The organism is Clostridium beijerinckii, assembly GCF_008705175.1.
Classification (GTDB): Bacteria; Bacillota; Clostridia; order Clostridiales; family Clostridiaceae; genus Clostridium; species Clostridium beijerinckii.
This window is the reverse complement of sequence record NZ_CP043998.1, coordinates 4,597,768-4,618,817: the sequence shown is the minus strand read 5'-3', so window position 1 is coordinate 4,618,817 and position 21,050 is coordinate 4,597,768. Positions and strand designations below refer to the sequence as shown.

Annotated in this window: 19 protein-coding genes and 1 riboswitch; of the genes, 14 read left to right on the top strand and 5 right to left on the bottom strand. The window is 29.3% G+C overall.

From position 1 onward, the window contains the following. Nucleotides 1–528 precede the first annotated feature (528 nt). Nucleotides 529–1,086 carry a class I SAM-dependent methyltransferase gene (locus tag F3K33_RS20875; protein WP_012060236.1) on the top strand — a complete coding sequence of 186 codons (558 nt, stop codon included), beginning with the start codon at nt 529–531 and terminating at the stop codon, nt 1,084–1,086. A gap of 351 nt (nt 1,087–1,437) precedes the next feature. On the opposite strand, the gene F3K33_RS20870 is transcribed toward F3K33_RS20875, so the two are convergent. Next, entirely contained in the window at nt 1,438–3,048 is a 1,611-nt protein-coding gene (locus F3K33_RS20870; protein WP_420808874.1) for an IS1182 family transposase, read from the bottom strand. 462 nt (nt 3,049–3,510) lie between these two features. Here F3K33_RS20870 and F3K33_RS20865 point away from each other — a divergent pair, with 462 nt between their 5' ends. From F3K33_RS20865 to F3K33_RS20835, 7 genes are all read left to right on the top strand, one after another. Further along, entirely contained in the window at nt 3,511–4,974 is a 1,464-nt protein-coding gene (locus F3K33_RS20865; RefSeq protein ID WP_039771828.1) for a sugar ABC transporter substrate-binding protein, read from the top strand. A gap of 82 nt (nt 4,975–5,056) precedes the next feature. Continuing rightward, the gene (locus F3K33_RS20860) at nt 5,057–6,754 is read left to right on the top strand and encodes a methyl-accepting chemotaxis protein (RefSeq protein ID WP_039771826.1); all 1,698 of its coding nucleotides are present in this window, start codon (nt 5,057–5,059) and stop codon (nt 6,752–6,754) included. A 165-nt stretch (nt 6,755–6,919) separates the two neighbouring features. Then, the gene (gene rbsK, locus F3K33_RS20855) at nt 6,920–7,837 is read left to right on the top strand and encodes a ribokinase (protein WP_039771824.1); all 918 of its coding nucleotides are present in this window, start codon (nt 6,920–6,922) and stop codon (nt 7,835–7,837) included. Nucleotides 7,838–8,636: 799 nt separating this feature from the next. Further along, on the top strand, nt 8,637–8,948 hold the full coding sequence (locus tag F3K33_RS20850) for a CD3324 family protein (protein ID WP_012060232.1): 312 nt from the start codon (nt 8,637–8,639) through the stop codon (nt 8,946–8,948). A gap of 399 nt (nt 8,949–9,347) precedes the next feature. Next, complete coding sequence (locus F3K33_RS20845; RefSeq protein WP_241397492.1) at nt 9,348–9,554, top strand: hypothetical protein; 207 nt, start codon at nt 9,348–9,350, stop codon at nt 9,552–9,554. 288 nt (nt 9,555–9,842) lie between these two features. After that, nucleotides 9,843–10,613, top strand: coding sequence for a DUF2087 domain-containing protein (locus F3K33_RS20840; protein ID WP_039771822.1), 771 nt, complete (start codon nt 9,843–9,845; stop codon nt 10,611–10,613). 90 nt (nt 10,614–10,703) lie between these two features. Continuing rightward, a complete protein-coding gene (locus F3K33_RS20835) occupies nt 10,704–11,654 on the top strand; it encodes an L-lactate dehydrogenase (protein WP_023973076.1) in 951 nt (316 codons plus the stop codon). Nucleotides 11,655–11,812: 158 nt separating this feature from the next. Here the strand turns inward: F3K33_RS20835 and ytaF are convergent, their stop codons facing one another. After that, entirely contained in the window at nt 11,813–12,427 is a 615-nt protein-coding gene (gene ytaF / locus F3K33_RS20830) for a sporulation membrane protein YtaF (protein WP_039771820.1), read from the bottom strand. Nucleotides 12,428–12,707: 280 nt separating this feature from the next. Then, entirely contained in the window at nt 12,708–14,006 is a 1,299-nt protein-coding gene (locus F3K33_RS20825) for an Nramp family divalent metal transporter (RefSeq protein ID WP_023973074.1), read from the bottom strand. A gap of 220 nt (nt 14,007–14,226) precedes the next feature. On the opposite strand from F3K33_RS20825, the gene mntR reads away from it, so the two are divergent. The 3 genes from mntR to F3K33_RS20810 all read left to right on the top strand — a co-directional run bounded on the left by mntR (nt 14,227) and on the right by F3K33_RS20810 (nt 17,907). After that, nucleotides 14,227–14,697 (top strand): transcriptional regulator MntR, encoded by a 471-nt coding sequence (gene mntR, locus F3K33_RS20820; protein WP_023973073.1) that lies wholly within the window; start codon nt 14,227–14,229, stop codon nt 14,695–14,697. A gap of 374 nt (nt 14,698–15,071) precedes the next feature. Continuing rightward, nucleotides 15,072–15,827, top strand: a complete 756-nt coding sequence (locus F3K33_RS20815) for an AIM24 family protein (protein ID WP_012060225.1) — start codon at nt 15,072–15,074, stop codon at nt 15,825–15,827. 463 nt (nt 15,828–16,290) lie between these two features. Then, nucleotides 16,291–16,392, top strand: a riboswitch (purine riboswitch). A gap of 222 nt (nt 16,393–16,614) precedes the next feature. Then, complete coding sequence (locus F3K33_RS20810; protein WP_012060224.1) at nt 16,615–17,907, top strand: NCS2 family permease; 1,293 nt, start codon at nt 16,615–16,617, stop codon at nt 17,905–17,907. A 181-nt stretch (nt 17,908–18,088) separates the two neighbouring features. Here the strand turns inward: F3K33_RS20810 and F3K33_RS20805 are convergent, their stop codons facing one another. Both F3K33_RS20805 and F3K33_RS20800 read right to left on the bottom strand, forming a co-directional pair. Beyond that, the gene (locus F3K33_RS20805) at nt 18,089–18,712 is read right to left on the bottom strand and encodes a cytidylate kinase-like family protein (protein ID WP_039771818.1); all 624 of its coding nucleotides are present in this window, start codon (nt 18,710–18,712) and stop codon (nt 18,089–18,091) included. 48 nt (nt 18,713–18,760) lie between these two features. Continuing rightward, nucleotides 18,761–19,213 (bottom strand): GlcG/HbpS family heme-binding protein, encoded by a 453-nt coding sequence (locus tag F3K33_RS20800; protein ID WP_023973071.1) that lies wholly within the window; start codon nt 19,211–19,213, stop codon nt 18,761–18,763. A gap of 254 nt (nt 19,214–19,467) precedes the next feature. Here F3K33_RS20800 and F3K33_RS20795 point away from each other — a divergent pair, with 254 nt between their 5' ends. From F3K33_RS20795 to F3K33_RS20785, 3 genes are all read left to right on the top strand, one after another. Then, a complete protein-coding gene (locus F3K33_RS20795) occupies nt 19,468–19,848 on the top strand; it encodes a BMC domain-containing protein (RefSeq protein ID WP_012060221.1) in 381 nt (126 codons plus the stop codon). An 8-nt stretch (nt 19,849–19,856) separates the two neighbouring features. Next, nucleotides 19,857–20,309, top strand: a complete 453-nt coding sequence (locus F3K33_RS20790) for a EutP/PduV family microcompartment system protein (RefSeq protein WP_012060220.1) — start codon at nt 19,857–19,859, stop codon at nt 20,307–20,309. Between the two features lie 73 nt (nt 20,310–20,382). Beyond that, a complete protein-coding gene (locus tag F3K33_RS20785; protein WP_023973070.1) occupies nt 20,383–20,958 on the top strand; it encodes a DJ-1/PfpI family protein in 576 nt (191 codons plus the stop codon). Nucleotides 20,959–21,050: the final 92 nt, after the last annotated feature.

The window sequence follows — 21,050 nt, the reverse complement described above, 5'->3', positions numbered from 1 at the left end:
ATATTATAATCTAAGAAATATACTAAGATTACATTTGGGGTTGAAATTATATTGTAAATAATAATGAATATATTTGTTTTGTAAAGAATAAGCATGATTATTCGTAATTTTTAAATTATTAGACCTTAATAAAATTAAAATAATAAATTTTCATATAATTAGTTTATGTAAAACATTGAATTTATTTCCTTATTATGTTATAATTTAGAGGTTGAAAAAAATTTGGATTCTAAAGTAGTTTTTGATTTTTACACTGTGTTGGAGACTCATCATCTAAACATTGTTAGCTATGTAAAATTCGCTAACAGAGATGTACTTTTAAAACTGTGCATGTCTATATAGAAGTGCTGTAATTAAATAAGAAAATAGTTAGAAAGAAATTTATAGAATATTTTAGATTATCTCTAGTTTTTAAAAATCGAGGGGTAGTCTCTTTTGTTAATAATAGAATATATATTTTATTTAGTTTGTTTAAGTTCAATAAAATATGTATTCTAATTAAGAAAATATAGAGAGGGTTGTATTATTATGTGGATAAAGTTCTTAATGGAATATTTTAAGTCGCCAAGAACTGTTGGAGCTGTAGCTCCTAGTTCTAAAAAGCTTGCGGAAAAAATGGCGCATGATATTGATTTTGACCATGCAAAATGTATTGTGGAGTATGGTCCTGGAACAGGAGTGTTTACTGATAGACTAATGAAAAAAATAAAGGATCATACGATGTTAATGCTCGTAGAATATAATGAAGAATTCTGCAGAGAACTAGAGGAAAAGTATGGTGAATATAATAACGTTGTAATAGTAAATGATTCAGCTGAAAATGTAGATAAATATTTAAAAGAATACAATATTAAAGAAGTAGACTATGTTGTATCAGGATTACCATTTGCTAGTTTGCCAAAGAATATGTCAAATAGTATATTGAAAAAAACAAAAGATATATTAAAAAAGAATGGATTATTCATAACATTTCAATATACATTGCTTAAAAAGGGATATATAGGAAGTTATTTTGAAGATATAAGTTTAGAAAGAGTAGTGTTAAATATACCACCAGCGTATGTTTTAAAATGTCAAAATACCTAATATGATTAACATAATTTTAAGTTATGTGAGAACTTGCTAAAATGATAGTAGTAAGTTTATTTTAGAAATTAAAGATGTTGGTATCTAGGAATATAAGTTTTGTACAAGCTTTAGAATTTCATATCAAGTTTTAAAGAAGTCTACAAATATATATTTTGAAAATAATAATTTTTAGCATTTAATTAATACAAGTGAAGGGAGTGTCGCAAAATGATTAAATTTTAATCAGGAGCGATGCTCCTTTTCGGTTTAAGCCAGCAAATCTCCAAATATTTGAAATACAATATTAATTATTTAAAGAATTCTGATTTTTAAGCACACTAAAATAAGCCTAGTTAATTTATTCCATAATTAGGCAGTAGGTTTCAATTCATGAAGATGATTCTGAGTTTTTTCATTTTGTATTTTTGAATGTAATTTGTTAATATTATAACCAAAACAAAGCAAAATAAATTCAGTTTGAACGCTATTTTTTCCACGTGTTAAAAATCTATTGAATTCATAATCACTTTTTAGAACTCCAAATGCTCCTTCGACCTGAATAGATCTATTCATTCTTAATTTAGTTCCAAATTCAGTTGTAATATTTTTATAGGATATTTCACGCTTTTCCACAAAAGTTTTTGAAACCTGCATTTTTCTATTTCCTTTTGCTTTTGTGCATTTTACTTTGTAATCGCAATTATCACAGTTTTCGCATTCATACACAGTTACTTCTGATTTGTATCCACTTGCGGATTTTCTATAAATAATAGAGGTAGGTATTAATTTTCTATTGTTATGACAAATATAAAAATCCGATTCAGCATCATACTTCATATTTTCGCGCTTACTTATATCATTTTTAAAACTTCTTTTTTTCCACTTCTCATAAGTTTGTGGTTTTATATAAGGAGTTTGCTTATTTGATTCTAAGAATAAATAGTTTTCTTCGCTTTCATAACCTGAGTCTGCAATTATATTAAGATATTTACGACCAATTTTTTCTTTCATATTATTAAGCATAGGTATTAATGTTGCTATATCATTTCTATCATCAAATATTCCGACGCCGGTTACGTATTCACTTTCAACTGCGATTTGCACATTATATGCAGGTTTTAATTGACTATTTCTCATATGATCATCTTTCATATGCATGAAAGTTGCGTCTGGATCAGTTTTAGAATAACTATTTCTTTTTGAAAATATTTTTTTACTCAAATTATATTTTTCTTCTCTCTCTTTATATTCAGATAGTTGCTCTGTCCACTTTTGAATTTTGGTTTTTCTTTTACCAATTCCATGAACAAACTCTATGTTTCTTTTCTTTTTTTCATATTCAAGCCATTGAAGAATTTTATCAATATCATCTATTAATGTTTCTTTCTGAACAGTAAATTTTTTTAATTCTCCAAGGTTAATATTTTCTAAAAGAACAAGAATTTTATCAAACATTTTTTCTTCATTTTTTAAAATAGTTTTTTTCCAAACAAATGTATAACGATTAGCATTCGCTTCGATTTTAGTACCATCAATAAATGCATTTTCAAATAGTATTTCATTTTGATTTGCTAAATAATTAACTTGTTGATAAAATAAATCTTCAATTACCTCATTTGAAATATAGTCTTTACGAAATCTACTGATTGTAGCATGATCCGGTGCCTTATAACATTGAAGTAACCACTTAAAATTTATATCTCTTTTGCATGCTTTTTCGATTTTCCTGCTTGAATAAATATTTTGAGAATAAGCATATGATATTATTTTGAACATAATTTTAGGTTCCACTGCCGGTTTTCTTCCAACGGAAGAGTACGCCTTATACAACTTCGTGTAATCTAATCCCTCCAATACATGGCTTAGCAAGCGGACTGAATCATCTGATGGTATTAAATTTTCTAGATTTAATGGTAATATAAGTTGAAAATCATCATTAATCTCAGTATAATCTTTATTGTGTAATTTGGTTTTTAGCATAAGTAAATTATACAATGAATGTGAGTTCTTCGGAATTCACATTTTTTATATCTAAAAAAATGAGCCGCTACAAAACTAACTATGTTAGTTTTGCAACAGCCCCTTTTTATTTTTAAGGTTGATGTATAAGAATAATTATTATATATACTTTACCTTAAATCTCCGAAGTAATATTATACTGTAAAAATAACATTTATTAAGAAGTATAAAATAAAGGATTTTTGAAATTATTGTAGAATTATAGAAATTATAGAAGTATTTTAATATAGTAGTGAATATAACATTACAATAAGTTTGTATTAAAAAAGATAGTTTGCAAGGGAGGAATACAAGTTGTGTAAACGTTTTTTAAGAGGCTCATATTTGTTATAAATTTAACAAATATGATATCTAAGTAGTTATTGTGTATTAAAAGGATTGAATTACTAATATGATTAGATGCTACCAAGGAGGAAAGTCAAAATGGAAATATTAAATTTTAGGTTACGCAAATTAAGTTGCATTGTATTAATAATTTTGGTTGGAAGTATTTTATCAGCTTGTTCCCAAGTAGGTAAAGTAATTGTTGATAACGAACCAAAAGAAGACAGGCAAAAAGATTATATTGAAGAAGTTCCAACACAAACTGTAACAAATGAGAAATCAGTGGATTTGGCACCGTTGTACGATCAGGTAAGAAATTTAAAAGGACAAGAGGCATTGGATTTTTTTGAAAGTCTTAAATCAAAAGGGTTATCGGATAGTGATATATTAGAATTTTTTATTAATTTACCTCTTTCAGATGCAAATAAAGAGATTACGGATATATATAAGAATGAAAAATTTGAAACTTATATGAGTACATATCCTACGGGAAAGCCTTTCGGTAACTATAAATGGACAAATGGAGATGGAACTAAGATAAAAGGAGCATTTAGCGAGCTGGATTTGAAATTACCATTTTCAAATTATGTGGCCTTAAAATCAGGACCAGTTGGAGACTTAAATAAAAAGTATAGAATTGGTGTTGCTATTCATGGATTTGATCAGCCATGGAATGTTAGTTTAGCTGATGCAGCTCAATGGGAAGCAGAAAGACATCCAAACGTCGAAGTTGATGTTAAAGATGCTCAATGGGACAACGATAGAATGGCGGATATTATAGATAGTTTTGTTTTGCAGAAAGTGGATGGGATTTTAACTTGGCCTATGGTTGAATCAGAAACAACTATTGCACCAGTGAAAAGGGCTATTGAGGCAGGTATACCAGTTGTAAGCGTTGATAGAATGACAGGACTCGAGGAGACCACGAGTAGAGTTACCGGGAATTTTCCAGCAAATGGCGCTCAATGTGGTATGTATTTAATTTGGAAACTTGCAAAAGAAGGCAGCCTAAATGCCAATGTAGTTCTTCTTAGAAAGCCTTCTGGAAGCACTGCTGATGCTAATAGAACTGGTCATTTCCTTAAAGTACTAAGTTATTTCCCTGATATTCACATATTAAAATCATATCATGATGAGGATAATACAGCAGAAGCACTTGCCAATATGCAATTAGCATTAAATGAGTATCCTTCTATTGATGTTGTATTTGGAACAGGTGATCATGAAGCTATTGCTGCTTATGATGCATCAAAGAATGCTAATAGATTAAATAGCAGAAAGGATGCTAAAAAGATGATGTTTTTATCAATTGATGATTCTAAAAAGGCAATTACATCCGTAAAAGATGGATTGTTTGAAGTGAATACACCATACACGCCTTTAATATCTGATATTGGAATGAGAACTTTACTTAATATAATCACTAAAAATGGTTCAATGCCACATGATATTATTACACCTAATATACCTATGGTGACAAAAGACGGAGATACTATATTTGGATTGAAAACTCAAACACCTGATCAATGGTATGAATATACTTTTGGAGCACCAATTAAATAATATATAGATATTATTTAGAATTTAATATTATATCTGAAAATTTTATAGAATCAATGACATAAGAGGAAGGAGAAACTTCAAGATGAAAAAAATAAGCTCAGTTCCAGGAACAATTCCCCTAACAATAAAATCAAAGCTTATTATAAGCTTCTCATTAATAATATTTTTGGTATCTGCAGTAGGAATAACATCTTATATGACTATGAGGTCTTATTTGGTGCAAGAAAATATTATGATTGAAAAAAATGTTATGGCGAATGATATAATAATTTTAATAAACTCAATTCCTCAGGATATATCAAAATATATATTAAACCCAACAGCGGATAATAAAAAAATTATAGATGATAAATTTATAAATATTAATAAAAATCAAGAGTTTATTAAAGATAATGTATCTGGAGAGAAGGCACTGAAATCTTTTGATGCCGTAAGCAGAATGTTAGAGTCTTATTCAGAGGAAAATATAAAACTTTTTGAAAGTAAGAATGCCACTGAAATGGTGGAAAAAAATAAACTTATGAACAGGTTTTCTAAACTAATTCAAAATAGCATGCAGGAATATATGTCAGTCGAATTAGATCAACAAAATAAAGCTAGAGCAGATTTGGCTAAAAAATCTAATTTTACAGGAGTGCTAATCATTGTTTTTATAGTATCCATAGGTTTTTTAAGCATAATTTTTGCTATTTTCTTTTCGATAAAGTTAGGAAAATCATTGAATAAAATTGTACTATTAGCTGATGATATTGCTAATGGAAATTTACAGGTAGAAGAATATAAAGTGAATTCTAACGATGAAGTATCTTTATTGGCAAGTTCTTTTAACGAAATGACAAAAAATCTAAGAACTATGATTAAGGGGATTATTAATAATAGCAAGGATTTATATGAATCTTCTACTATGATCAAGGATAGGGCGAAGGAAAGTGTCAAAGCAGTTAATCAGATCGCAGTATCTACTCAAGATGCTGTCGATGGTTCGCAGTATCAATTTAGTGAAGCAAAAAGGACTGAAGAAGCAGTTAATAGACTTATTAAAATGAATAGCACAATAAAAGAAAAGTCAAATAATGTTTTGTCTTCGGCTAATAAATCTCTTAAAATAGCTGAAGGTGGAAATGAGAAAGTTAGATCCATGTTAAATCAAATGAACACTATTAAAGAACAAGTTATGAATATCCAATCGGTAACTGGTATTTTAAAAGAAAATTCATCGCAAATAGAAACGATACTAGATACTATTTCTAAAATTACAGCCAGTACGGAGTTATTGGCTCTAAATGCTGCGATTGAAGCAGCTAGAGCAGGTGAATATGGAAAAGGATTTGCAGTTGTATCAGATGAAATTCGCAAACTAGCAACAAGTTCTGCAACATCTACTGTAGAGATATCTAAAATTTTAACTCAAATTCAAAATTATATTAATGTATTGATTAAAAGTATGTCCATTGCGGTTAGCGAGGTAATGAGTGGCTCGGAAAAAGTTTTGGAAGTTGAAGGAGCATTTAAGAATATTGTGGAGTCAAACAATGATGTTGACGGTGAAATAAAAAATATTTCAGATGAAATTTTAGTAATGGTTAATGAAATAAATGCAATTGAAAAAATATCTAAGAATATATGTGAAATTTCAAATAAATCACTAGAAGGAAGTACAGATATATCTGCAATAGTGGAAGAACAGCTAGCAACTCAGGAAGAATTCTTTGCATCTGCCACTACTTTGGCTAACATTTCAAGTGAGTTAGCCAACGTTGTTTCTAAGTTTAGGGTTTAAGCGAACTTTAGAAATTTTAATAGTAGTGATGCAAGATTCTTGGAGTGCCGAAGCATATGTTGAGTTAGTGAAATTTTTAGGAATAGAAATTGTGATATAATAACACTAGATTTAAATTATAAATATATTTCGTTTTAATTTAATGTAGGAAGAGGAGCGTATTATATGAAAAGTCTATGTGTAATTGGAAGTTTAAATATGGATTTAGTAACTACAGTAGAAAATTTTCCTGTGGCAGGACAGACTGTCATGGGGAAAGCGTTTAATACATTTCCAGGAGGAAAAGGTGGTAATCAAGCAATAGCACTAGGTAGGTTGGGTTCAGATGTGCTTATGGTAGGAAAAATAGGGGAAGACATGTATGGAAAAAGATATCTAGAAGTTTTAAGAAGTAATAATGTCAAGTCTGATGGAGTAAGCATTGAAAAAGGCATGTCTTCTGGAGTAGCAGTGATACAAGTAAGTAATAATGGAGAGAATAATATAATTGTTGTTCCAGGAGCTAATGCAGAAGTTGATATAAATTATATTGAAAGCAAATGGAGTTTGATTGAGAGAGCAGATATATTTTTGTTTCAATTAGAAATTCCATTAGAAACAGCAATTGCAACTATGAAAAAACTAAAGAAACAAGGTAAGACAGTAATACTTGATCCAGCACCAGCGGTGGGTCTTCCCGATGAAATTTTTAAATATGTGGATTATTTAACACCAAATGAAACAGAGTTGGAGACTTTAATTGGAAGAAAGATAAATAGTGAAGAAAACCTTTTAGAAGCAGCAAAAACATTATTTGATAAGGGAGTAAGAGTTATAGTTGCAAAGTTAGGTAGTGATGGGGCTGCAATTATTAAGAAAGATAAATGTACTAGAGTTCCAGGATTTATTGTTGATCCAATAGATACAACTGCAGCGGGAGATTCTTTTAATGCAGGATTTGCTTTTGCGCTAGCAAAAGAAAAAGAACTTAAAGAATGCGTAATATTTGGAAATGCAGTAGGTGCTATTTCAACAACTGCACTAGGAGCTCAGGAAGCTATGCCAACTTTTGAAAGAGTTGATAAATTTATTAGAGATAGATAAATTTATAAGAAAAATTAATTATAAAAATTATTTCCATTGAGATATTTATAAGTATAATGCGATAATTAATTTACCGGTAAATATAATGGAGAGGGGATGATTATATTGAAAATTAATAAGAGGTGGTTATTAGCTTAAATTTAAGATAATAACCCTGCCAATAAAATAAGGAGGATTATATCCTCCTTTGAAAGATTTTTAGACATCTCTAAAAAAGTGTATTTGTGAGTAATTCAAAAATATTTTTAGAGAATATTGACATAAAACATTATTTTAAATAATATATATTATATGGGTTATTTAGGAAAGTTAAATGACCAAAATTCAGATGAAGGAGGATATTTATATGAAAATTTTATTAAATAAAAGTGTTGAGGTTTTTTTAAAATAATTGAATATTGCTGAAAGTCATTATAGAAAACTTTATAATTATTTTTTGTGATATTTATAGAGTAATGGAAGTATGTTATGCTTACTTTTCATTCGTTGTGCTTTCAAAAGAGTATTAACCATCATCTGAAGAATTAATATATATCTAGGCAGAATACACGAGGGTTATCGTGTTTTTTTATTGCATTTTTTAAGCATAAGGAAGTACTAGACAATAGTAATTATCTAGTTTTTTATGTGTAATCCCATGGATGATTAATTAGTATCCACGGGATTTTTTTATCTGAATCTAATTATAAGGAGTAATAATCTAATTTTGATTATAGAAATTATTAGGAGGTGGTTTCAATGAGAAATTTAAAAAACGTAGCATTATTGAATATTGAAAATTTTAAGGAGGAAATCAAGGGTGTGTTACAAAAACGGAAAGGATATCCTGCCAGAAAAGCTTTTGAGAGAGCTTCAAAAGTATATTCAAGGAGAAACCATTTATATTCCTAAGACTGAAGAAAGAAAGGGCTGGGGAGAAAGTAATGGTACTAAAAGAGCAATAAGAGAAAGAAATTTAGAAATATATAAATTATATAAAAAAGGCGAAAAAGTTTTTGATATTGCAGAGGCATATAATCTTTCAGATGATAGTATAAGAAAAATTATATTTAAGTTAAATAATGAAAAATTAGAATCATCACATATAGTGCTAAAAAGTAAGGCCAAGTAAAGACGAAGTTCATATTTATAATATAAAATGATTTGCAAGGTACAGGAATCCTATAAAGAAACTGTTGTAAATAATATACAACTCAATATCTAATTAATTATTAGTTGGATATTGCGTTGAAAATTATATTCAGCAGTTTTTTGCTGATTCTAAATTAAAGAGTCGGAATTAAGAAAGTTTAATTATAATAATTTTTTACATATCATTTAATTTGTGGTAAGGGTAAACTATTATTGTGGTGCTAGTTTATTATTAAATAAGCTGTTTCAAAAACTTTAAAAATATTAAAGAAGGAGTGAGTTAAATGGAATATCATGAAGCAGAATTTAGGGAGTATTCAAGGAAAGGAATTATAAAAAATACGGAATGAAATTTGGAATTAGTAGAGGTAAGATAAATATGAAGAATAAAAATGAAATAGGAAACTTATTTGTTAAGTTAAAACGAAAGGCTAAAGCTTTTATTGTAGCAATCTTTAATTTCGCGCCTAAAGATACTATAGAGAGTTTTGATTACTACAAGTTTAGAAAGCTAAAATCTAACGATTATGAGGAATGCAGAAATAGAATTAGCATTCAGATGCAAAGAGATAGGCTCTTATTTTAGAATTATAATAATAGAATTTCAAATCTGAAAGTATTAAAAAAATACAAGTAAGTTTTAAGATATATCTAATATATTAATAGGTCAACCATAAACAATAAATAGAGATGGTTGGTCTATTTTTATTTGAAATAAATAGAACATTGAAAAGTTTCATGAGGTACACTTAGAAAGTTGATATTGATATGGTGCAAACATTAGTAATAAATGTTTGTTTATATATAGACAAAGTAAATAAAAGTCTGTAATATATTAAATAGAAAGTAATTATATTGAAAGGGAATGAGATTAATGGATATAAAATCAAATGAATTATTTTGGAATGCTACTATAAGTGAGCTTAAAGAAGGGATTCTCGAAGAAGATGATGGATATAGGTGCATAATATGTGAAGAAGAATTCCAGAGAGGAAGAATATATGAAATAAATTCAAAGCTGTATGATGCAAAGAAATCAGCAGAGTTACATCTTAAAACAAGCCACGGTTCAATGCTTGAATATTTGTTAAATATGAATTCTGGTTTTACTGGAATATCAGATGTTCAAAGAGAATTAATAAAATTGATTGCCCTGGGATTATCTGATAAAGAAATTTCAGAGAAACTTAAAGTTGCGCAATCAACAATACGAAATCACCGATATAAATTAAGAGAAAAGGAAAAGCAAGCAAAATTATTTTTAGCTATGATGGATTTGCTTTCAAGAACCACAAATAAGAAAATTAATAAAATTGGTAAAGAGACTATATGTGATGCTTATAAAACAGCAACTACTTTAGATGATAGGTATAATATAACAGATAAAGAAAAGAAGAGTGTTATTGAAACTTATATGAATGAAAATGGTGGTTTAAAGAGTTATCCAGCTAGAGAAAAGAAAAAGATTATTGTGTTAGAAGAGATATCAAGAAATTTTTCAAAAGGAAAGCAATATTCTGAAAAAGAGATAAATAGGATTCTAAAGAGAGTGTATGAGGATTACGTAACCATAAGAAGAGCTTTAATAGAGTATGGTTTTATAGAAAGAAAAAAAGATGGAAGCAGCTATTGGATTAAGGAATAAGTTTTTATGCTAAAGTGGAATTGGTTAGATGATAATAGGTCTAATTTTTGATATAATAATTTATAGAAAAATTAGTAGAGGGGGATATATATGGCAATTGGAAGAAGTAAAGTAGTAATAGTTGGAACGGGTTCTGTTGGGGCAGCGGTAGCATTTGATATGGTAATGAATCATGTTTGCGATGACTTAATACTGATTGATATAAATAAAGAAAAATCATGGGCTGAAGCAACGGATTTGCAACATTCTCTTGGATATAGCGGAAGTAAGATGAGGGTAAAAGATGGAGAGTACGAAGAATGTAATGATGCAGATATAGTTGTAATTGCAGCTGCATTACCTTATATTACAGGGCAAACAAGATTAGATATGTTAGAAAAAGCTGCAGGAATAATGAATAATATAGTCCCGAACATCATGAAAAGTGGATTTTTAGGCATAATAGTTGTAATAACAAATCCTGTTGATGTTATGTCATATTACGTGCACAAACTTTCAGGTTTGCCAGCAAGTAAAGTCATTGGAACAGGAACAGCTCTAGATTCAGCACGTTTGAAATATCATTTAGCTGATGTTATGAGTGTTGACCCACAAAGTGTTCATGCTTTGTGCATGGGAGAACATGGAGATTCACAGATAATTCCATGGAGTCAAATTACAGTTGGGGGTAAAAAGTTTTTAGATATAATCAATGACAATAAAATGAGATTAAAAGGTTTTAATTTAAATTCATTAACGGAAGATATTAAGAAAATAGCATATCGTATTGTGAATGCTAAAGGTGCAACTACTTTTGGTATTGCAGCAACTACTGTTCAGATTGTAAAAGCAATATTACGCGATGAAAATAAAGTTATTCCTGTATCAGCTATGCTTAATGGAGAGTATGGGGAAAGTGACACATATGCAGGTGTTCCGGCGGTTTTAAATAATCAAGGAGTGAAGGAACTTGTTGAATATCACTTAGTTGAAAGTGAAAAGGCAGAATTAAAAGAATCTATTGAGATTATAAAAGACTACAATAAAAGACTAAAATTATAAAATATGATATTTAATATTTTTGTATAAATGATATTTTATATAAAAAATTGAGAATGAAAGCATTTCTTTTTATAGAAATACTTTCATTCCTAAAATTTATAATCGTTCTTCAATTTATTATGTTACGATTTTAGTAAACCATATTTAATCTAAATCTATTAGTTAAATAATTCTATGATCCCGAGACTTATAAGTAAGAGTCCTGAAATTAACGGAGCAAATTTACCTAAGAACTTGCCTAAAATATGGTTTCCAGCTCTTTCGCCAAGTTTAAGTGTACAAATACTTAATATAAATGTTAATATGACTGTAAGTTCTATATTAACGCCTGTTACACTTGCAGCAACTCCTGTACCAAAGTTATTAAATGTTAATGCAAAAGCTACCAAAAAAGCTTCTTTTTTATCTATATCTCCTGATTTATCTAAATCTGATTTTTCTGCATATTCAATCATATCATTAGTATTCTTTAAAGCGAGTTCTTTTATTTTTTTATTATTTATAAGTTTAAAAATACTTTGAATTACAAAGTATAATCCTAGAATTATAATAATTCCAGCACCTAAGCTATTTGATAAAAAGCTTGGTAAAAATTTAGATACATATATGCCAAGTAACATAGATAAAAATGTTCCAGTAGAAGTTACAAGTGCTACTATAAGATTTGCAGTTGTGTCTATTCTTATTTTTTTTATTCCATATGCAATACCTATAACTAAATTATCTAAGTTAGAAGATAAACTAAATAATAAAGCAGATAAAATTAATATCATATATGTCATTCCTTCTTAATTATTACTTATATTTAATATATGGTTGTAAATTTGTGTGGTGATTAAGAATTTTTAAGAGAAATTACGTTTAATTACTAATATCTATTAAATACATAAAGATATTTAAGTTATATTTTATAAGATGTCCATACAAAAATGTGTAGATTAAATTAATAGTGGGAAGAAAACTCTTCTAAGGCTCTGGAAGACCGAAAAGAAGAGTTTTTATCTTTTAACATGTTAATAGACTTAATCACAAAACACTCCTAAAATATTACTATTAAGCTTGGCCAGTAAATGTTAAATATAAGAGAACCATATTTAGTGATATGATTATAGCTGCGATGATAATACCTAAAATTCTTACCCAATTGCGATTTGCCATAATACCCATTAAATCCTTACGTCTAGCTATAGTTAGCATTTGTATTATCGGAAATGGCAATATGAAGCTAAGTGCTACTTGGCTTAAAACAAGGGTATTCATTGGATTTATTCCAAGTGCAATTATAGCCAATGCAGGCATCATAGTTATAAGTCTTCTAATATTAATTGGTATACTTAAATTCACAAAACCCTTCATAATTGTTTGACCTGCCATAGTACCCACAGCAGATGATGACAAACCTGAGGCAAGTAATGCTATTCCAAAAGCTCCGCTAGATAATGAACCTAGTAAAGGTTGTAATGATGCATGGGCTTGCTCCATTGTATCAACAATTAATCCATTTTTATTGAATACAGCAGCGGATACAATAACCATTGCAGCATTCACTATAAAGGCAATATTCATAGCTATTGTTACATCAATTTTTTCCATTTTTAAATGTTTTAGCTTTCCTTCAATGGATGTATCAGTTCCTCTATGCTGGACCAAATGTGAATGAAGGTATATTACGTGAGGCATAACTGTTGCACCAAGCATTCCTACTGCGATTAATAATGCCTGACTATTTGGCAGTGATGGAATTATTGTATGAATTCCTACTTGAAACCAATCAGGTTTGGCAAGAAATAATTCTATTGTATATGCAATACAGATTACTGCAACAAGAATTGATATTATTATTTCTATAGTTTTTTGGCCATACTTTTCCATATAACAAATGAAGAATGTTATTATTCCTGTAATAATCCCAGCATATATCATTGGTATATGGAACAATAAATATAATCCCAAAGTTCCACCTAGAAATTCTGCTAAGTCAGTTGCCATTGCACCTATTTCTGCAACAATCCAAAATACCCAATTTGTTTTTTTAGAAAATACTTTGGCACACATTTCTGGAAGGTTATGGCCTGTGGCTATTCCTAATTTTGCAGACATTATCTGTAAAAAGATAGCCATTAAGTTACTAAATAAAATTACCCAAATTAACGCATAGCCAAATTCCGATCCTCCACTAATATTAGTTGCAAAGTTTCCAGGATCTATATATGCTACACTTACAATAAAAGCTGGACCTAAATATTTTAATAGTTGCCTAAATTTACTAATATTAGCACTCCTGTCTTTTTTAAATGGAACAAATCCAGTGACAGATACATCAGTGCTTCTTAAACCTCTTTCGTTCTCCAAGAAAATACATCACCTTTCTTACTTTATTTTTTTATGTGTCTAATTTTTTAATCTTATATGTAATTAAGATAGTTATTAACAGTTAACTTTCTTAGCCTAGTCTAAATTATTTTATATTATAAGTTATGCAATAATATTCTAAATGTTACAGTAAAGTAACTTTTTCGCCATTAAAGCATATAATTTATTAAGTAGATTATTACGGGGAGCGAGTAAGTATATGGGCAAAAATGATTTCTATACTTTTAACGAATATATGAAGAAAGAAGACAGCAAGCTAACTGCGTCCATGGAAGATTATCTTGAGATGATATATAGATTGTCATTGAATAAAGGGTATTTAAGAATTAATGAACTTTCAAATGCACTTAATGTTCAACCTCCTTCTGCCACAAGGATGGTACAGAAGTTATCAGAGGAAAGACTTGTAAAGTATGAAAAATATGGGATTATAATACTTGAAGAAAGTGGTAAAGAACTTGGCGCAGCACTTCTTAACAGGCATCATATTATTGAGAATTTTCTAAGGATACTTGATATTCCTGATAAAGAAATATTAGATGAAACAGAAAAGATAGAACATACTGTAAGTAAAGAAACATCAAAATGCTTTCAGGATTTTGTACAATTTATAGAAAGCAATCCTAGTATAGCTAAGGCTTTTAAGGAGTATAGAGAGTCTATAAAATAGAAAGATGGAGATTGTTTATTTAAACATTAATAAAGATAAATCAGATAGCAAGTTAGATCTTAATTATAAGGCTTAATTTATTATCTGATTTATTTATGTTGCTTTTATTTGAGTTTGAGTAGATATAATTAAATAGTAAATATAGTTTTTATTATTTTTTAAATAAAGATGCCTGTTGAAATTACACTATATTTAAAAAAGTGAGCCACAAATTGTATTTTTGAATGTTCTGTTTTATAAGTGGAAGAAACTTAGTTAATTGTTGTATGTCTATGTAAAAATCTTTATTACTATCTGTATACATAATAATGTGATTAATTAACATAGACTATATAAGAAATATATATTCAAAGAATAAGGGGAGAAAATTTTCGATGGTAAAATGTAAGAATCTTTTTGAAAATAAAAATATTGAAATTGTAGAATCAAGAGGGGGCGTTAAGGTTCTTGAATATAAAAAAGATTTGAGTGTAAGCACTACAACTGCAATGGCAGCATATTTTGCTTCAGAGATGAATGTTAGAAAAAGACAGGTTTTAATTGAGTTGAATGGTAATGCTTACACAATAAGTTCCGGAGTAATGCAGTGGACAGCAGGATCTGTGAGTATGGCTGCTGATATTAAGGGAATTGGTGATTTTTTTGGAAAAGCTATATCATCAAAGGTAACAAAAGAGTCTGCTATTAAACCAAAATATCAGGGAAATGGTTTATTGATGTTAGAACCAACATATAGGCATATTTTGCTTGAGGAAGTTTCGGAATGGGGAGGGATGGTTTTAGATGATGGACTTTTCTTAGCGTGTGAGTCTAAGGTTCAGCAAAAGATAGTTGCGAGGACAAATATCTCTTCGGCAATGCTTGGGAATGAAGGACTATTTAATTTGTGTCTAAAAGGTGAAGGGATAGCCGTGCTAGAAAGTCCTGTTCCAAGAAGCGAATTGATAGAATTTATATTAGATAATGATGAGGTGCGGATTGATGGGAATTTTGCAATTGCTTGGTCTAATTCTTTAGAGTTTAGAGTTGAAAAGTCTAGTAAAAGTTTAATTGGATCTGCAGTCTCAGGAGAGGGATTGGTTAACGTATATAGGGGAACAGGAAAAATACTTATGGCTCCAATATCATAGAAATACGGATGTGAATATTTAATTGTAGAAGGATTGGTAAGAAATATTATAATCACCAATCCTTTTGCTATTAAGAAATTAAAAGGTAAGTCAAAAATAATGTTTATTTGGGATTAATAGTAAACAGGATAATATAAAAAGTTAATAGAATAATAAATATAAATATTAAGATTGCTTAAAAACTAATATTCGGAATAATTTTACATGCGAGGAATTATAGCTATATTATTAGATTTTTTTTGCCCAAAACATATAAAAACACGAACATTAGATAAATAAAAATAAAAAAAATACATAAAATATTTAATTTACTATTGATTTATAGTCCAAAGTATTGTAGCATTAAGTATGTAAAATAAAGAGCTATATATTACGCACTGAATATATTACATTTTATTTATTCTATGCTTTAACATTCGATGATTGTATAGAAATTCAAAAAGTAATTTATTAGTATGTCATATATAAATAATGAAATTTTACCCGTATATGCTTGAAAATAAGGTTCAAGCGTTTCTACCGGACTACCGTAAATTGTCTGACTATGGGTGTTTATAGGTACTTGTTACTTATAAGCCCCTTTGTAAAAAAACAAAGGGGCTTATATTTTACAAGAAATCTTTAAATTCTTGTTATTATCTTTTATATTTTTTTCAACGTTAGTGCATCCTACTAACAGATGTATTATTTTGGAGTAGCAGTGTTAATTTGTGTAGCTCAAAAATAGGAGGAATCTATATTGGACAATGTATTAAAAAAATCGGTAAAAACAACGGAGGAGAACGGTATGTTAGAAAAAATATTTCACTTATCAAAAAATAAAACAACTGTTAAGACAGAAATGTTAGCGGGGTTAACAACCTTTTTAACTATGGCGTATATCTTAGTAGTAAATCCTAGTATCTTAAGTCAATCAGGTATGGATGTATCAGCTGTATTTACTGCAACTGCATTGGCTTCTTTTATTGGTACTGTAATTATGGCGCTTATTGCTAATTATCCATTTGGTATGGCACCAGGTATGGGATTAAATGCTCTTTTCACATTCACAATTTGTTTGGGAATGAAGTTCTCTTGGCAAACAGCTTTGGCGGCTTCATTAATCGAAGGATTTATATTTATGGCGCTTAACATATTTAAAATTAGACAAGTAATTATTGATAGTGTTCCGCCAACATTAAAATATGCAATTAGTATTGGTATTGGTTTCTTTATAACATTTATAGGTCTTCAAGATGCTAAGATGATTGTTGCTAATCAAGCTACATTAGTTGGAATAGGAAATTTAAAAGATCCAACAGTTCTTTTAGCTGGTCTAGGTGTTATTATAATATCGGTATTATATTATAAAAATATAAAAGGTTCATTCATTATTGGAATGTTTTCTGTATATGTATTAGGAATGATTTTTGGAGTTGCTAAGGTACCTACAGGAATAATATCTATGCCACCATCAGTTGCTCCAATATTTATGCAATTTGATTTTAAGAGTGCAATGGTGATTGGTATAATACCAGCAATTCTTTCTATGTTATTTATAGATGTTTTCGATAGTATAGGAACTCTAATTGGTTTAGCTTCAAAAGCTGGATACTTAGACGAAAAAGGTAATGTTAAAAATGCAGATAAAGTTTTAACAGCTGATGCTATTGGGTCTGTAGTAGGTGCATGTTTAGGAACATCTACACCAGTTGCATTTGTTGAGTCAGCAGCCGGTATTGCTGAAGGTGGAAGAACAGGACTTGCTGGTCTTACAATAGCTGGATTATTCTTCTTGTCATTATTCTTTTCACCAATTTTAACTGCTATACCAGGTTTTGCTACAGCGCCAGTTCTAATAGTTTTAGGTGCAGTAATGATGGAACCAATAGCAAAGGTTAATTTCTCAGATTTTACTGAAGGAATGCCTGTATTCTTGACATTGATATTAACTCTTTTAACATATTCAATTACAGATGGGTTAGCATTTGGATTTGTTTCGTATGTGTTAATAAAATTATTCACAGGTAAATCAAAAGATATTCCTGTACCAATGTATTTTATTGCATTGGCATTTGTAGGATTATTCGCGCTTATGTAATAATAGATAAGAAGAGCCTCATGGTGTAAGAAAATTCACCATGAGGCTTTTATAAATTAATTACTATTCTATTAGTAGTCTATGTTATTTGTTAAGAAATAATGGTAATAGTGCTTTGAATTATCATTTAGTTGGAAATTTTGATTTTATATTGAAGATATTTTTAAGGACGTCCGAAGATTTATAATTCCATACGTAACTTTACATACTTCTTAATATATTTTACGCATTTCTCGAAGCCGAGCTTGCTGGTATCTAGAGACAGATCATAGTTTCTTACGTCCTCCCATTTATTACCAGTGTGGTAATAGTAGTAGTCACTTCTATATTTATTTAATTTCTTAATTTCCTTAATTGCTTCTTTTTCAGAAGCGCCAAGGATATCCATTTCATGCTTAATACAGTAATCTTCTGATGCATGAATAAAAATTTTAAATATATTTGGTTTATCCTTTAAGATATAATCAGCACAACGCCCTATCACAACATAAGATTCTTTATCGGCTAATTCACGTAATACCTTAGCTTGATAATTGAACAAATTGTCATTTGAAGTAAAATCATTACTTTCAGGTGGGATTAATTCACCATTATATACTTTCTTTGAAACCTTATATAACAAACTATTTTTTACACCTTCGTCTGCATTGGCAAATAGAGCTTCATTTATACCACTGTCATCTGAAGCCAAACGTAATAACTCACGGTCATACATATTTATACCCAAATCTTTAGATAACATTTTCCCTATTGTTGTCCCACCGCTTCCACAAGTTCTTGTTATTGCAATTACAAACTTATCCATATAATCTCACTCCTTCCCTATATAGAAATTATACCACATTTTATTAAATTATTTAAGTGCGGCTTGAGCTATCTGAATATCTTCATCAATGCTTCCACCACTAACACCAATAGCACCAATGATATTTCCGTTACTAACTATTGGTATTCCTCCACCTAAAATACAAAGTTCGCCATGTCCAGTATTTTCTAAGCCATAAAGAGGTTTGCCAGGAAGCACTAGTTCATTAAATCTTTCAGTAGACATTTTTAAAGCAAGTGCAGTATATGCTTTATTAAAGGAAACTTTAATACTTATTAAGATTGAATTATCCATTCTATGCTGGGCGATAAGATTTCCACCATCATCAACTAATGCTATAACTACTGGAACATTTATTGACTCAGCTTTTCTTTCTGCTTTTTCAAGAATTTCTTTTGCCATTTTTAGTGTTAGCTTAGGCGTCTTTATAGAACTAATTAGATCACTCGATAACTTTTTTATTAAATCTTCATTTATCATATAATCGCTCCTATAAATATTATTTATATAATGTATTTAAGTTAAATTACTCCAATAATATTATATAATTTAACTAATTTTGATACAGGTAATTTACAATTGTATAATAAGTAAAGTTCAGACTATACTTAAATTTACTTATTTTTAGTTACAAAATTATTACTAATAGTCCTTAGGGATATGCTAACATTATAAACAGAGTGGTATCAAAAAAATGTATTTAAAATTACAATTTCTTCGAGAGGGTGAAAAAAATGAAGTTAAATGATTTGCAGATAAATAAAACTGATTTAATGAGAATAATTCAAGAAACCGTTCCAGGAAAACAAATTACAATGGCTCATGTAATTGCGAGCCCAGACTCAATTATTTATAAGAAGCTAGGATTAGACCCTAAAATTGATTATAACAGGGCAGCTATTGGTATTCTCACTGTTACTCCAAGTGAAACTTCTATAATAGCTGCAGATATAGCAATAAAAGCGTCGGCAATAGAGATTGGTTTTATTGATAGATTTAGTGGAACTTTGATTATTACAGGAACAATTTCAGATGTGGCAATTGCTTTAGAGTCTATCTTAAACTATGCAAAAAATACACTAGGGTTTAATGTTTGTAATCTAACAAAGGCATAGGTGGTTTTATGAGAAAGATTATGTTAGTTGGAAGGACAGGCTGTGGTAAAACTACTTTAACTCAAGCTTTAAAGGGAAAAGAGATTACATATCATAAAACCCAATATATAAATAATTTTGATGTTATTATAGATACTCCTGGCGAATATGCTGAAAATAAAAAACTAGCACGAGCGTTAATACTATACTCCTATGAAGCTGATGTAATTGGACTTCTAATGAGTTCACTTGAAGAATATTCTCTTTATAGCCCTAATATTGCAGCAGGAGCGACTAGAGAAGTAGTTGGAATTGTGACTCAGATAGATAATAAGAATGCAAGAGCAGATTTAGCAGAAGCATGGCTCAGCCTTGCCGGTTGTAAAAAAATATTTCATATAAGTTCATATACAGGAGAAGGAATACCAAATCTTTTGGATTATTTAAAAGAAGATGACGATATACTGCCTTGGGAAAAGTAGCATATAGAAAATGTCTTAAAATTACATGTAAAGGTTTAAAAAGTGCAAATTTTATTTAAGGAGAGATCTGAATATGAGAAAAATTTTGATGTTAGCTGGCGATTTTACTGAAGATTATGAAGTCATGGTACCATATCAAGCCTTGGAAATGTTAGGTTTTAAAGTTAATGTAGTTTGTCCGGAAAAGAATGCCGGGGAATATATAAAGACTTCAATACATGATTTTGAAGGACATCAAACTTATACTGAAAAGCTTGGACATAACTTTCTATTAAATATGTCTTTTGATTATTTAAAATTAGAAGAATATGATGGATTATATATAACAGGGGGAAGAGCACCAGAATACCTTAGACTTAATACACGGGTTATTGATATTGTAAAATACTTTATGGAATTAAAAAAACCAGTAGCTGCTATATGTCATGGAATTCAAATATTAACAGCGGCTGATATAATTAAAGGAAGAAAGTTAACTGCGTATCCTGCTGTTAAGCCAGAAGTAGTTATGGCTGGAGGAATATTTATAGATAAAAATCCAGATGAAACAGTGGTAGATGGTAACTTAATAACTGCACCAGCCTGGCCAGGAAATACAGCCATCTTGAAAGATTTTTTAAATGCTCTCAATGTGAAGATTCAATTATAGTTTTAATTTTACAATATTTTAGTTTGAATTGTATTACAACGATTTCATACCTCTAATATATAATGAACTTGCACGAAATAAATTTTTACGAT

Coding starts and splice junctions, on each gene's coding strand:
- F3K33_RS20875 (WP_012060236.1), top strand. CDS start 529: ATGTGGATAAAGTTCTTAATGGAATATTTTAAGTCGCCAAGAACTGTT.
- F3K33_RS20870 (WP_420808874.1), bottom strand. CDS start 3,048: ATGCTAAAAACCAAATTACACAATAAAGATTATACTGAGATTAATGAT.
- F3K33_RS20865 (WP_039771828.1), top strand. CDS start 3,511: ATGGAAATATTAAATTTTAGGTTACGCAAATTAAGTTGCATTGTATTA.
- F3K33_RS20860 (WP_039771826.1), top strand. CDS start 5,057: ATGAAAAAAATAAGCTCAGTTCCAGGAACAATTCCCCTAACAATAAAA.
- rbsK (WP_039771824.1), top strand. CDS start 6,920: ATGAAAAGTCTATGTGTAATTGGAAGTTTAAATATGGATTTAGTAACT.
- F3K33_RS20845 (WP_241397492.1), top strand. CDS start 9,348: ATGAAGAATAAAAATGAAATAGGAAACTTATTTGTTAAGTTAAAACGA.
- F3K33_RS20840 (WP_039771822.1), top strand. CDS start 9,843: ATGGATATAAAATCAAATGAATTATTTTGGAATGCTACTATAAGTGAG.
- F3K33_RS20835 (WP_023973076.1), top strand. CDS start 10,704: ATGGCAATTGGAAGAAGTAAAGTAGTAATAGTTGGAACGGGTTCTGTT.
- ytaF (WP_039771820.1), bottom strand. CDS start 12,427: ATGATATTAATTTTATCTGCTTTATTATTTAGTTTATCTTCTAACTTA.
- mntR (WP_023973073.1), top strand. CDS start 14,227: ATGGGCAAAAATGATTTCTATACTTTTAACGAATATATGAAGAAAGAA.
- F3K33_RS20815 (WP_012060225.1), top strand. CDS start 15,072: ATGGTAAAATGTAAGAATCTTTTTGAAAATAAAAATATTGAAATTGTA.
- F3K33_RS20810 (WP_012060224.1), top strand. CDS start 16,615: ATGTTAGAAAAAATATTTCACTTATCAAAAAATAAAACAACTGTTAAG.
- F3K33_RS20805 (WP_039771818.1), bottom strand. CDS start 18,712: ATGGATAAGTTTGTAATTGCAATAACAAGAACTTGTGGAAGCGGTGGG.
- F3K33_RS20800 (WP_023973071.1), bottom strand. CDS start 19,213: ATGATAAATGAAGATTTAATAAAAAAGTTATCGAGTGATCTAATTAGT.
- F3K33_RS20795 (WP_012060221.1), top strand. CDS start 19,468: ATGAAGTTAAATGATTTGCAGATAAATAAAACTGATTTAATGAGAATA.
- F3K33_RS20790 (WP_012060220.1), top strand. CDS start 19,857: ATGAGAAAGATTATGTTAGTTGGAAGGACAGGCTGTGGTAAAACTACT.
- F3K33_RS20785 (WP_023973070.1), top strand. CDS start 20,383: ATGAGAAAAATTTTGATGTTAGCTGGCGATTTTACTGAAGATTATGAA.